Annotated in this window: 10 protein-coding genes; 7 read left to right on the forward strand and 3 right to left on the reverse strand. The window is 70.0% G+C overall.

The genetic code is table 11. The features are described from left to right. Positions 1 to 118: 118 nt before the first annotated feature. The 3 genes from ABZ833_RS41160 to ABZ833_RS41170 all read right to left on the reverse strand — a co-directional run bounded on the left by ABZ833_RS41160 (position 119) and on the right by ABZ833_RS41170 (position 3687). Entirely contained in the window at positions 119 to 1468 is a 1350-nt protein-coding gene (locus ABZ833_RS41160) for a S28 family serine protease (RefSeq protein WP_361058330.1), read from the reverse strand. 102 nt (positions 1469 to 1570) lie between these two features. Then, on the reverse strand, positions 1571 to 2737 hold the full coding sequence (locus ABZ833_RS41165; RefSeq protein WP_361058332.1) for a hypothetical protein: 1167 nt from the start codon (positions 2735 to 2737) through the stop codon (positions 1571 to 1573). Continuing rightward, positions 2734 to 3687 carry a 5-dehydro-4-deoxyglucarate dehydratase gene (locus ABZ833_RS41170; RefSeq protein WP_361058334.1) on the reverse strand — a complete coding sequence of 318 codons (954 nt, stop codon included), beginning with the start codon at positions 3685 to 3687 and terminating at the stop codon, positions 2734 to 2736. Before ABZ833_RS41170 ends, ABZ833_RS41165 begins: the two co-directional genes overlap by 4 nt. Positions 3688 to 3943: 256 nt before the next feature. Between ABZ833_RS41170 and ABZ833_RS41175 the strand changes: the two genes are divergently transcribed. The 7 genes from ABZ833_RS41175 (at position 3944) to ABZ833_RS41205 (ending at position 11536) form a co-directional block, all read left to right on the forward strand. Continuing rightward, positions 3944 to 4753, forward strand: coding sequence for an NAD(P)-dependent oxidoreductase (locus ABZ833_RS41175; RefSeq protein ID WP_361058337.1), 810 nt, complete (start codon positions 3944 to 3946; stop codon positions 4751 to 4753). Between the two features lie 265 nt (positions 4754 to 5018). Then, entirely contained in the window at positions 5019 to 5789 is a 771-nt protein-coding gene (locus ABZ833_RS41180; protein ID WP_361058339.1) for a DeoR/GlpR family DNA-binding transcription regulator, read from the forward strand. 142 nt (positions 5790 to 5931) lie between these two features. Further along, positions 5932 to 7305, forward strand: a complete 1374-nt coding sequence (locus tag ABZ833_RS41185) for a sugar ABC transporter substrate-binding protein (protein WP_361058341.1) — start codon at positions 5932 to 5934, stop codon at positions 7303 to 7305. Further along, positions 7302 to 8255, forward strand: coding sequence for a sugar ABC transporter permease (locus ABZ833_RS41190; RefSeq protein WP_361058343.1), 954 nt, complete (start codon positions 7302 to 7304; stop codon positions 8253 to 8255). The genes ABZ833_RS41185 and ABZ833_RS41190 overlap by 4 nt, the downstream gene beginning before the upstream one ends. After that, entirely contained in the window at positions 8252 to 9121 is an 870-nt protein-coding gene (locus ABZ833_RS41195) for a carbohydrate ABC transporter permease (RefSeq protein ID WP_361058345.1), read from the forward strand. Before ABZ833_RS41190 ends, ABZ833_RS41195 begins: the two co-directional genes overlap by 4 nt. Continuing rightward, a complete protein-coding gene (locus ABZ833_RS41200) occupies positions 9118 to 10107 on the forward strand; it encodes a zinc-dependent alcohol dehydrogenase family protein (RefSeq protein WP_361058347.1) in 990 nt (329 codons plus the stop codon). The genes ABZ833_RS41195 and ABZ833_RS41200 overlap by 4 nt, the downstream gene beginning before the upstream one ends. A 190-nt stretch (positions 10108 to 10297) precedes the next feature. After that, positions 10298 to 11536: a TerD family protein gene (locus tag ABZ833_RS41205; RefSeq protein ID WP_361058361.1), complete on the forward strand. Its 1239-nt coding sequence runs from the start codon at positions 10298 to 10300 to the stop codon at positions 11534 to 11536. Positions 11537 to 11666 lie beyond the last annotated feature (130 nt).

The following is an 11666-nucleotide window of genomic DNA, read 5'->3' on the forward strand; positions in this document are numbered from 1 at the left end:
GTGTCTCCGATCGTGATCGGTCGTGGTGATCAGTTTGATGATCATCGGTGTACGGATCGTAACCTTGATCACTACTGTCGCGACAACGCCGAACGCCCCAACGACGCCTAAATGTGCACTACTTCACGTCGGCCCAGCGCTTGATGGTCGCGATGGCCTCGGCCTGTTCGGCGGCGGGCAGTTTGGCGATGGAGGCGCCATGGTTGGAGCCGGGGACCTCGTAGCGGTAGGAGTCGCGGTGGCTCGGGGTGAACTTCTCCGCGCTCCACGGGTCGTTCTCGCCGTAGATGAACATCATCCGCTGGCCGCGGGTCTTCACCCAGCGGTCCACGTCGGCGATGGTCCTGTTGTTGTACGAGCCGCGCATCGCCTCGGGAAGGACCGAGTTGGGCTGGTAGATGTCCGGGTAGTGGCGGACGTCCTTGAGGTGCTTGAACTTCAGGTCGGCCCAGCCGAGTTGGGTGGCGGCCTGGCGGTAGTAGGGGCCCGTGCCGTTCGTGCCGAGCGTCTCGTCCTGGTAGACGCTGAAGCCGTGCTCCTTCGACCAGTCGTAGAGCTCGTCGTCGGTGGCCTTCTTGGCGTCGGGCACGGTCGGGCAGTTGTCGACGGTGCCGCTCTGCCAGAAGTTCCACACCTGGTCGAGCACGGCGAACTCGTAGGCGCGGTCGGTGGTGCCGAGCGTCTCCTCGAAGGTGTCGCCGTTGGCCTTGGCGTCCGCCTCGAACTTGGGGATCAGCGCCTCACGGCGCAGCAGCATCTCGCGCTGCACAGCGTTGAGCGCGCTCCGGCACTCGGCCGTCCCGACCGTCCTGAAGAACCGCTCGTAGCCGCTGTCGTCCCTGTTGTTCGCGTCGTTGGGCGCCACGAACGCGACGACCGCGTCCAGGTCGCCGGGGTAGAGGCGCTCGTGGTACGTCGCCGTCATCCCGCCCTTGCTCGCGCCCGTGCCGAGCCACTTGCCCTTCTCGATGCCGCGCAGCGCCTGGGTGAGGCGGTGCTCGTCGGCGGCCTCCTGCTGGACGGTCATCTTGGACCAGTCCGAACCGGCGGCGCCCGAGGGGCGGGACTGCTCGAAGTAGCGGTGCTCGATGCTGACTTGGTTGGCGTCGATCAGCTTGGTGAGGGCCGTGGTGTTGGACGCCAGGGTGTATCCGCCGGTGTAGAGGACGGTCGGCTTGTCCGTGGCCTTGTGCCAGAGCGTGGCGCGCTGGGTGAACGTGCCGGCGCGGGGGTTGCCGTGGTCGACGGGCTGGGCGTACGTGAGCGAGTAGAGGGGGTAGCCCTCCCTGTCGGCCACGGAGACGACCTTCATGCCGGGGATCTTCTCCAACTGCGCCCGGATGTCGGCCTTGGCGTCCGCCGCCGGTCTCGCGTCGCCCTGCGCGGCCGCGGGCACTGCCCCGCCGAGCACGGCAGCGCCGGCCATGAATCCGGCACAGACCAGCGCGGATATCCCCTTGTTGCGCACCTTGTCTCCTCGTCCTCTTGTCGCCGCCCGTCCGCTCGTGGCCGGGGCGGCGGTGTGGTGGTGCGCGGATGGTAACCGCTTCCACTTACGGTGCGACAGAGGCTACTTGAGGTGGGCGAGGACCTTGGTCACCTGCGCGAGATCCGTGTCGGACGCCAGCCCCGCGTGGTAGAGCCGCAGTTCGTCCGCGCCAAGGGTGGCCGCGTGCGCGGCGTCGGCGGCCAGGGTGGCGGGGCTGCCGCCCATGCCGGAGACGACCGTGAAATTCGCGGCGAGGGTGGTGCGGGCCGTGCGGTGCGCGCCGAAGGACGCAAGCGCCTGGGCGCCGCCCGTGCAGGGCACGACCACGCCATCGGCCACGGAGAGGATGTGCTCCGGGTCGACCCCGGCGTTGGCCCCGCAGTGGTACGTCACCGGGTCGGCGTGCAGCAGCACCCGGAAGCCGTCCGGGGCGGCGGCACGCACGGCCGCGATCGCCGCCTCCTGGAGCGTGCGGGCGGTCTCCTCGCGCCACGCGCGCGTGGCGTTCGCCGTCTCGGCGCCGATGAGCTTCTCCACCGCCTGCCAGCCGCCGGGGGGCTCGTCGCCGCGCCACACAGGTTCCAGGGCGCGGCGGACCTCGGCCGCCAACTCCTCTGGGGCGAGCTCCTGTTGCGCGTACCCCGCACGGCAGTCCGCGCAGAAGCACAGCGACATCAGGTACTGCCCAGCCTCCCCGAGCGGCACTCCCGCGACCTTGTCGTGGGCGTGCAGATGCGCGAGGCCGTACCAGCCGAGGGACTCCAGTTCGGTGCCGCGCGCGCCGGGGCGCACGGCGGCCTCCGCCGCGAGGTCGACGAGGTACGCGCGCGTGGCGGGCTGTGCGATGCAGGGCGCCCAGGGGTAGCGGTCTCCGTAGGCGTTGACGACGGAGGTGCCCGGATGGTCGGCGCCCATACGGGAGTTGTGGGCGAGGACGACCCAGGTGTGCACGTCGAGCCCGGCGGCCGCCAGCGCGTCGGCGGCCTCTCCGTAGGCATCGCCCGGGGCCCAGTCCCCGGCCGCGCAGGGACGCAGCTCGCGGCCCTGCCACCGGTCACCGGGCTCGTACAGGACCGCGGCGTGCTCGGCCGTGACGATGCGGTGGCGGGGGTGGCGAGGGGTCAGCGCGCGCGTGGAGTGGTAGGCGGAGGCGAGGGTGACCTGCTGGACGCCGAGGTCCGCGACGCGCGCGGGCGCCGCGGGGTCGCCGACGACGTCCCAGGGGTACAGGAAGGCGGAGGTCCTCACGCGCTCTCCTCCCGCAGCAGGGCGCGCCCGCGCTCGGTCAGTTCGGCAAGCCGCTTGATGTGCTCGTCGGCGGGTTCGTGCAGCGGCGTCCGCACGCCGCCGACGTCGAGCCCCGCCAGGCGTACGCCCGCCTTGACGAGGGAGACGGCGTACCCGCGGCCCTCGCCGCGCAGCTCCACGAAGGGCCGGTAGAAGCCGTCGATGAGCCGGTTCACGAGGGCGTCGCCCTCGGCGGTCCGTGAGTTGAAGGCACGGTGGAAGGCGAGCGCGATGTCGGGCGCGAAGCAGAAGACCGCCGACGAGTAGAGCGTCACGCCGATGCCGCGGTAGGCGAGCCCGGTCAGCTCGGCGGTGGGCAGACCGTTGAAGTAGAGGAATTCCTCCGGGACTTCCGTGCGCACGGCGCTGACGATGCGCTGCATCAGGTCCATGTCGCCGAGGCCGTCCTTGAAGCCGATGATGCCCTCGGTGCGGGCGAGCTCGACCACGGTCTCCGGAGTGAACACGGCGTTGTCGCGCTGGTAGACGATCGTGTCGAGCGAGGTCGCCGCGGCCAGTTCGGCGTAGTGCCGCAGCAGGCCCTCCTGCCCGGCGACGACGAGATAGGGCGGCATCGCGAGCAGCCCGTCCGCGCCCGCCTCCTCGGCGATCTTCGCGTACCGCACGGCGAGCGCGGTACCGTACCCGGCGCCCGCGACCACCGGCACCCGTCCCGCCGACTCCTCGGCGGCGGCGGCGACGCACGCCCCGAACTCCTCGGGCGTCAGGGCGTGGAACTCGCCGGTGCCGCAGCAGGCGAACACGGCAGCCGCACCCGCCTCGATCCCCGCGCGCACGTGCGCGCGGAAGACGTCGAGGTCGATGGAGCCGTCGAGGCCGTAGGCGGTGACCGGGAAGAACAGCGGCCCGCTGGGGATGTCGAGTCGAGCGGCGAGGGGTGCTGACGTCACGGGCTCTCCCTTAGCGTGCACGTTTCTGATCCACGTCCATATTTCTGAACGCACCCACGCTAAGCCGCCCTCTGAGCCCCGGTCAAGCATCAAGGTCGGCAAGAGAACCGCGATTTCAAGAGCGGATTCCCCGCCTCCGTACGACACTTGACGCAACGAGGCGTTGATCCCTAGCGTGTCCACAAATGTGAATGCTGTACGTACACGCGAATGTGCGTACACGCGCATGCAGCCGCTGATCCGAGGAGACCCCCTCATGCCCGCTCCCCGCACCGTCCTGCTCACCGGCGCCGCAGGCGGCCTCGGCACCCTGATGCGGGGGCTGCTCCCGGCCTACGGCTACGACCTGCGGCTGCTCGACGTGCGGCCCATCGAGGGCGAGCCGGACGCGATCACGGCGGACCTCGCCGACAAGAAGGCGCTGCGGGAGGCCGTGCGGGGTGTCGACGCGGTCGTCCACCTCGCGGGGATCTCCCTGGAGGCCTCCTTCGACAAGATCCTGCGGGCGAACATCGAGGGGACGTACAACCTCTACGAGGCGGCGCGCGAGGAAGGCGTGGACCGTGTCGTCTTCGCGTCGTCGAACCACGCGGTGGGGTTCACGCCGCGGCCCGTCGGCGACGATCCGCTGATCGCGGTGGACGCGCCACGCAGGCCCGACACCTTCTACGGCCTCTCGAAGTCCTTCGGCGAGGATCTCGCCCAGTTCTACTGGGACAAGCACGGGATCGAGACGGTCTCGGTGCGGATCGGTTCGTGCTTCCTGGAGCCGTCGAGCGTGCGGATGCTGTCGGTCTGGATGAGCCCCGGTGACGGCGCCCGGCTCTTCCACGCGGCACTGACCGCTCCCGCGGTGGGGCACACGGTGGTGTACGGCTCGTCCGCGAACACGCGCCTGTGGTGGGACCTCTCGTCGGCGCGCGCGCTCGGCTACGAACCGCAGGACGACTCCGAGCAGTACGCGGACAAGCTCGTCGCCGAGCAGGGGGAACTGGACCCCGCGAACCCGGACCACGCGCATCTGGGGGGCCACTTCTGCACCAACCCTCCGGTGTGGCCGTACTGAGGGCTCCCCACGACAGAACGACAGGCTGAAACCAGCCGTCCGGCGGGGTGCGCGGAGCCGCCTCAGCCCGCAAACGGGCACCGAACGGGCAGACCGCACCCCCCGAACGGGCACCCCTGCCCCCCGGCACACAGGCCGTCGCCCCGCCAAGCGGGCAGAAGCGGGCATCATCGCCCCGGTTTCGAGCCTGTTCACACACCGCCCCCCGCTGTAGAACTTTCCACCAGGGCCCGAACGGGCACAGCGAGGGAAAGAGGCGGCACCCATGACCGCGGAAGAGCGCCAGCGGGAAATCGTCCGGGCAGCACGGACCTCCGGCTCCGTGGACGTCACCGCGCTCGCCACCAAACTGGGCGTCGCCAAGGAAACCGTCCGCCGTGACCTCCGCGCCCTGGAGGACCACGGCCTGGTCCGCCGCACCCACGGCGGCGCCTACCCCGTGGAGAGCGCGGGCTTCGAGACCACCCTCGCGTTCCGCACCACCATGCACGTTCCGGAGAAGCGGCGGATCGCCACCGCCGCCGCCGATCTCCTGGGCGACGCCGAAACGGTCTTCGTCGACGAGGGCTTCACCCCGCAGCTCATCGCCGAGGCGCTCCCCGAGGCCGCCAAGGGCCGCCCCCTGACCATCGTCACCGCGTCCCTGGCCACCGCGGGCGCCCTCGCCGAGGCCGACAACATGTCCGTCCTCCTGCTCGGCGGCCGCGTCCGCCCCGGCACCCTCGCGACCGTCGACCACTGGACGACGCGCATGCTGGCCGGGTTCGTGATCGACCTCGCGTACATCGGGGCGAACGGCATCTCCCGCGAGCACGGCCTGACCACGCCCGACCCCGCGGTCAGCGAGGTGAAGACGCAGGCCATCCGCGCGTCACGGCGCACGGTGTTCACGGGCGTGCACACCAAGTTCGGGGCGACCAGCTTCTGCAGGTTCGGGCACGTCGGCGAGCTCGAGGCGATCGTCACGAGCACGCAGCTGCCCGCGTCCGAGGCCCACCGCTACTCCCTCCAAGGCCCGCAGGTCATCCGCGTCTGACACACCCCCCGCTCACCCTCCCCCGCCGCCCACGACGGCACCTTCCGTGATCCCGCACGCCCTCATGCACCCAAGACGCGCCCCCTCACACCCCCACACACCTCCTCCCACCCCATACGTCCCCATACGTCCAGGAGCATTCATGCGAACCCAGAGCCGACGGAGGCCGCGCGCACTCGCCGCGGCAGCCGCAGGGACGCTGCTTGCCCCGCTGCTCTCCGGCTGCTGGGCCGGGGCGGGCGGGACCGGTTCAGGCGGCGACTCCATCAACGTACTGATGGTGAACAACCCGCAGATGGTCGAACTGCAGAAGCTCACCGCCGCCCACTTCACCAAGGAGACGGGCATCAAGGTGAACTTCACGGTCCTGCCCGAGAACGACGTCCGCGACAAGATCAGCCAGGACTTCGCCAACCAGGCGGGCCAGTACGACGTCGCCACGCTCAGCAACTACGAGATCCCGATCTACGCCAAGAACGACTGGCTGCACGAACTCGGCTCGTACACCCGCAAGGACAAGGCGTACGACGAGAAGGACGTCCTGCCGTCCATGCGCCAGTCGCTCACGGGCGACGACGGCAAGCTCTACGGACAGCCCTTCTACGGAGAGTCGTCCTTCCTGATGTACCGGAAGGACGTGTTCAAGAAGGCCGGTCTCACCATGCCGAAGCACCCCACCTGGGAGCAGGTGGCGAAGCTCGCGGGTGACGTCGAAGGCGCCGGCGCCGAGTCCGGGATGAAGGGCATCTGTCTGCGCGGGCTGCCGGGCTGGGGCGAGTTGATCGCCCCCCTGACGACCGTGGTGAACACCTTCGGAGGGACGTGGTTCGACAAGGGGTGGAAGGCACGCCTCGACTCCCCCGAGTTCGAGAAGGCAACTCGCTTCTACGTGGACCTCGTTCGCAAGCACGGCGAGTCCGGAGCCGCCCAGTCCGGCTATGCCGAGTGCCTGAACAACCTCACCCAGGGCAAGACCGCCATGTGGTACGACGCCACGGCCGCCGCCGGTTCGCTGGAGTCCGCCAAGTCCCCGGTCAAGGGCAAGATCGGCTACGTACCCGCGCCGGTGGAGAAGACCAAGAGCTCCGGGTGGCTCTACACCTGGGCCTGGGGCCTGCAGAAGGCCTCGCGCAACCCGGACAAGGCCTGGAAGTTCGTCTCCTGGGCGTCCAGCAAGGAGTACGAGCAGCTGGTCGGCGAGAAGATCGGCTGGTCCAACGTCCCCGCGGGCAAGCGGGCTTCGACGTACGACAACCCCGCGTACCGCAAGGAGGCCGCCGCCTTCCAGGACGTCACCCACGACGCCATCGAAGGCGCTCGGCCGACCGATCCCGGCGTGCAGCCCCGGCCCGCGCCCGGCATCCAGTTCGTCGGCATCCCCGAGTTCACCGACCTCGGCACCAAGGTCTCCCAGGAGATCAGCGCGGCCATCGCCGGGCGCCAGTCCGTCGAATCGGCCCTCAAGAAGTCACAGAAGCTCGCCGAGAAGATCGCCGAGGAGTACGAGGGACGATGACCGCCACCGCGAGTACCCCCACCGTCGCGCCCAAGACCGCGCGCGCCCCCGGGCCCAAGGCGCCGGGAAGGCTGCGTGCCTGGGCCACCAGGGCCCCGCTCCTGCCCGCCCTGATCTTCATGGTCGTCGTGACCCAGCTGCCCTTCGTGGCCACGCTGGTGATCTCCTTCTTCGACTGGAACGCCCTCTACCCCGACGCCCGCAGCTTCGCGGGACTCGACAACTACTCCGAGGTCCTCACCGATCCGGACCTGCGCAAGTCGGTCCTGACGACCATCGTGCTCACGGCCACCGTGGTCATCGCCAGCCTCGTCATCGGGCTCGGGCTCGCCCTGCTCCTGGACCGGAGGTTCCGGGGCCGGGGTGTGGTGCGCACGCTGCTCATCGCGCCGTTCCTGCTGGTTCCGGTGGCCGCGGCGCTGCTGTGGAAGCACGTGCTCTACAACCCCGAGTACGGCCTCTTCAACGGCCTGCTCCACTGGCTTGGCGGTGACGGCGCGGCCCAGCCCGACTGGGTGTCGAACACCCCGCTGATCGCCATCGAGGCCTCCCTGATCTGGCAGTGGACGCCCTTCATGATGCTGATCCTGCTCGCCGGGCTGCAGAGCCGCGACAGTGAACTCGTCGAGGCGGCCCGCATGGACGGCGCGGGGCCCTGGCAGGTGTTCCGCTATCTGACACTGCCGCATCTGCGCCGCTATCTGGAGCTGGGGTCGCTGCTCGGCTCGATCTACATCGTGCAGAACTTCGACGCCGTCTTCACGATCACCTCGGGCGGCCTCGGCACGGCCAACCTGCCCTACACCGTCTACCAGAGCTTCTACCAGGCCCACGAGAACGGCCTGGCGTCCGCCGCCGGCGTCCTCGTCGTCATCGGTTCCCTCATCATCGCGACCTTCGCGCTGCGGGTCGTCTCGTCCCTGTTCCGTGAGGAGGCGTCCCGCTCATGAGCACTGCCGTGACGCGTGACAAGCCACGCACCCGGACCCCGCTGAAGATCCGGGGATCCGCGGGCCTCGGCCTGGCCGCCTGGCTGGCCGGAATCCTGTTCTTCCTGCCCATCGCCTGGATGGCGCTGACCTCCTTCCACTCGGAGGAGGACGCCGCGACCAATCCGCCCTCGCTGGCCGCCTCGCTCACCCTGGACGGCTACCGCGACTTCTTCGGCACGGGCGGCGGCGCGAGCCCCTGGCCCTCGCTCATCAACTCGACCGTGGCGTCGGTCGCGTCGACGCTGTTCGTGCTGCTCCTCGCACTCCCTGCCGCGTACGCGCTGTCCATCAGGCCGGTGAAGAAGTGGACGGACGTCCTGTTCTTCTTCCTGTCGACGAAGATGCTGCCGGTCGTGGCGGGTCTGCTGCCGATCTATCTCTTCGCGAAGAACACCGACATGCTCGACAACATCTGGCTGCTTGTCATCCTCTACACGTCGATGAACCTGCCGATCGCGGTGTGGATGATGCAGTCCTTCCTCGCCGAGGTGCCGGTCGCGATCATCGAGGCCGCACAGATCGACGGGGCGCGCCTGCCCACCATCCTCACGCGCGTGGTGGCCCCCATCGCGCTGCCGGGGATCGCGGCGACGTCCCTGATCTGCTTCATCTTCAGCTGGAACGAACTCCTCTTCGCCCGGGTGCTCACGGGCGTCGTCGCCCAGACCGCGCCCGTGTTCCTGACCGGCTTCATCACCAGCCAGGGCCTGTTCCTGGCGAAGGTGTGCGCCGCGTCGCTCGTGATCTCCCTGCCGGTGCTCGCCGCGGGGTTCGCCGCCCAGGACAAGCTGGTCCAGGGCCTGTCGTTGGGAGCCGTCAAGTGAAGGCCGCCATCATCGAGTCCGTCGGCAAAGCCGTCGTCGGCGAGGTGCCCGACCCCACCCCGGGGCCGCGCGAGGTCGTCGTCGAGGTCGCCGCGTGCGGACTGTGCGGGACCGATCTGCACATCCTGCAGGGCGAGTTCGCGCCCACACTGCCGGTGGTGCCGGGGCACGAGTTCGCCGGGGAGGTGGTGGGGCTCGGCCGCGAGGTCACCGAGCTCGCGGTCGGCGACCGCGTCGCCGTCGATCCCTCGCTCTACTGTTACGAGTGTCGCTACTGCCGCACCGGCCACAACAACCTCTGCGAGCGCTGGGCCGCGATCGGCGTCACCACTGCGGGCGGCGCCGCCCAGTACGCGGTCGCGCCCGTCGCCAACTGTGTGCGGCTCCCCGAGAACGTACGCACCCAGGACGCGGCCCTCATCGAGCCGCTGTCGTGCGCGGTGCGCGGCTACGACGTGCTCCGGGCCCAGCTCGGCGCCCACGTCCTGATCTACGGCTCCGGGACGATGGGCCTGATGATGCTGGAGCTCGCCAAGCGGACGGGAGCGGCGAGCGTGGACGTCGTGGACCTCAACCCGGACCGCCTCGCCACTGCGCGGCAGCTGGGCGTCTCGGGGTCGGCCGCCGGGGCGGACGAGCTCGAGCGGCCCCAGGGGTGGGACATCGTGGTCGACGCCACCGGGAACGCGGCGGCGATCCAGGACGGCCTCGGGCGGGTCGCCAAGGCGGGAACGTTCCTGCAGTTCGGGGTGGCCGACTACGCGACGCGGGTCAGCATCGATCCGTACCGCATCTACAACCAGGAGATCACCATCACCGGGTCGATGGCGGTGCTCCACAGCTATGAGCGGGCGGCGGAGCTGTTCGCCGCGGGTGTGCTGGACCCTGATGTGTTCATCAGCGACCGCCTGCCGCTCGACCAGTACCCGCAGGCGCTTGAGCGGTTCGCCTCCGGAGTGGGCCGGAAGATCGTGGTGGTGCCGTAGGGGCGTTCCCTGCGGGGCTTTCCCCAGTCCCGCCCTTTCCCGAACCGGGGCTCCGCCCCGGACCCTGCTCCTCAAACGCCGGAGGGGCTGAATCTTCAGCCCCTCCGGCGTTCTGGAAGCGCGGGAAGAAAACTTCCGCAGGTAAGGGAACGGCAAAGCCAGGACGTTCGTTACCCCATGCATGACAGCTATGACCCCCGGCTCGAACATCCCTCTCACCGCCACTCGCGTAGCGGTGGACGTCGCCGCACCGGTGCGGCTCGACGTATCGGGCCTGCTGCTCACCGCCGACGGCAAGGTGCGCTCCGACGACGACTTCATCTTCTTCAACCAGCCCGCCGGGCCCGGTGTGACCTACCAGTCGGGTGGCGGCACGACCCCCGACAAGATCACGGTGGACACCACGGCCGTGCCCGCCGGCATCGAGAAGATCGTCGTCACCGCCAGCCCGGACGCGGCGGGCCAGACCTTCCAGGGCGTCGAGCCCACCGCCACCATCCGCAACGCGGACGACGGTTCCGTCCTCGCCACGTTCACGCCCCCGCAGCTCGGCGGCGAGACCGCCCTGGTGATCGTCGAGGTCTATCTGCGCAACGGCGCGTGGAAGGCGCGCGCCGTCGGCCAGGGGTACTCGAACGGCCTGGCCGGCATCGCGACGGACTTCGGCGTCTCGGTAGAGGAGCCCGCGGCCCCGGCCGCTCCGGCCGCCGCCGCGCCCGCTGCCCCGATGGCGCCCCCGTCCGGCGCCCCGGTCCAGGGCCCGCCCCCGCCGGTCGCCGACCCCCGCCTCGCCGCCCCGGCAGCGCCCGCCGCTCCCCCGGCGCCGCCCGCCGCCCCCGCGCCCGGTGCGGGGAAGATCAACCTGGACAAGGGCCGGGTCAGCCTCCAGAAGAACCAGACCGTGTCCCTGGTCAAGGGCGGCAAGCCGCTGCTCTCGCAGGTCAAGATGGGTCTCGGCTGGGAGCCTGCGTACGGCGGCAAGGACATCGACCTGGACGCCTCCGTCATCGCGTACGGCCCGCAGCGCAACCACGTGGACAGCTGCTACTTCGGCAAGCTGTCGATCGTGAACGGCGCGATCAAGCACTCCGGCGACAACCTCACGGGCGAGGGCGGCGGTGACGACGAGGTGATCGTCGTGGACCTGGGCCGTCTGCCGCAGGACGTGACGGGTCTCGTCTTCACGGTGAACTCGTTCTCGGGCCAGAAGTTCACGGCCGTCGCCAAGGCGTACTGCCGCCTGCTGGACGCGGCGACGGGCGAGGAGCTGGTCCGCTTCGACCTCACGAACGCGGAGGCGCAGACGGGCGTGATGATGGCCAAGCTCATCAAGCAGTTCACCGGAGAGTGGGAAATGACCGCGATGGGCAACTTCGTGAAGTCACGGACCGTGCGCGGAATGGTGAAGCCCGCGGCGCAGGCGCTGTAGCCGCGGCGGGAATGTGCAGGGGCGGCCGCCGGGGGCGCCCGTGCGCTGCAGGAACCCGGAGTCGGTGAGGAACCCGACGGCCTTGCCGATGATCCCGGTGGTCGACCCGGCGAGGCGGCGGGCGTCCTTG

It is taken from the genome of Streptomyces sp. NPDC047525 (genome assembly GCF_040643025.1).
Taxonomy (GTDB): Bacteria; Actinomycetota; Actinomycetes; order Streptomycetales; family Streptomycetaceae; genus Streptomyces; species Streptomyces durmitorensis.

Excerpts from the sequence above, each read along its gene's own strand:
- ABZ833_RS41175 (WP_361058337.1), top strand. The coding sequence starts at position 3,944 with ATGCCCGCTCCCCGCACCGTCCTGCTCACCGGCGCCGCAGGCGGCCTC.
- ABZ833_RS41180 (WP_361058339.1), top strand. The coding sequence starts at position 5,019 with ATGACCGCGGAAGAGCGCCAGCGGGAAATCGTCCGGGCAGCACGGACC.
- ABZ833_RS41185 (WP_361058341.1), top strand. The coding sequence starts at position 5,932 with ATGCGAACCCAGAGCCGACGGAGGCCGCGCGCACTCGCCGCGGCAGCC.
- ABZ833_RS41190 (WP_361058343.1), top strand. The coding sequence starts at position 7,302 with ATGACCGCCACCGCGAGTACCCCCACCGTCGCGCCCAAGACCGCGCGC.
- ABZ833_RS41195 (WP_361058345.1), top strand. The coding sequence starts at position 8,252 with ATGAGCACTGCCGTGACGCGTGACAAGCCACGCACCCGGACCCCGCTG.
- ABZ833_RS41205 (WP_361058361.1), top strand. The coding sequence starts at position 10,298 with ATGACCCCCGGCTCGAACATCCCTCTCACCGCCACTCGCGTAGCGGTG.